The organism is Mesorhizobium sp. M6A.T.Ce.TU.016.01.1.1 (assembly GCF_003997065.1).
In the GTDB taxonomy this organism is placed as follows: Bacteria; Pseudomonadota; Alphaproteobacteria; order Rhizobiales; family Rhizobiaceae; genus Mesorhizobium; species Mesorhizobium mediterraneum.
Genome location: NZ_RZTJ01000153.1, coordinates 1 through 426 on the forward strand (window position 1 = coordinate 1; position 426 = coordinate 426).

1 protein-coding gene is annotated in these 426 nt (G+C 56.6%); it reads right to left on the reverse strand.

Annotation, left to right across the window (positions count from 1 at the left end):
- A partial coding sequence (locus EOC94_RS33715; protein WP_148128475.1) for a head-tail adaptor protein occupies nt 1–313 on the reverse strand: 313 nt, incomplete at its 3' end.
- Nucleotides 314–426 lie beyond the last annotated feature (113 nt).

The following is a 426-nucleotide window of genomic DNA, read 5'->3' on the forward strand; positions in this document are numbered from 1 at the left end:
CGATGATGCAGTCCCGCTGGAACTGCCCATCCGGCAGCGGCGCCTTGATGTCGAAATTCATCCCGTTGTGGACGATCCTCATCGTCGTATCGAGGCCGACGACTTCCTCATACCTTGTCCGAAAGCGCCAAACCTCTTCTGAGTATCGCTGCTTGGTCGCCGGGTCGAAGTGTTCTCGGCCGCGGCGGACTTCCACTTCACAAAGAGGCGATCGCCAGGTCTGCCAGACCATGTTTGGCGCGTTCAGACTGTCGACGCCGACCTGAACCTTGCGCTGGATCTCGATCTGGTTACGAAGGACTGAGCCGCGCATGCGTTAGTCCTCATTAAAGCTGTCATACGAGTTGCTAATTTTTAGCGCAGCGCGCAGGTCATCCATGGCGAACAGTACGTTTCGGCTGATCAGCGTCTTGTTCTGCTCAAGGA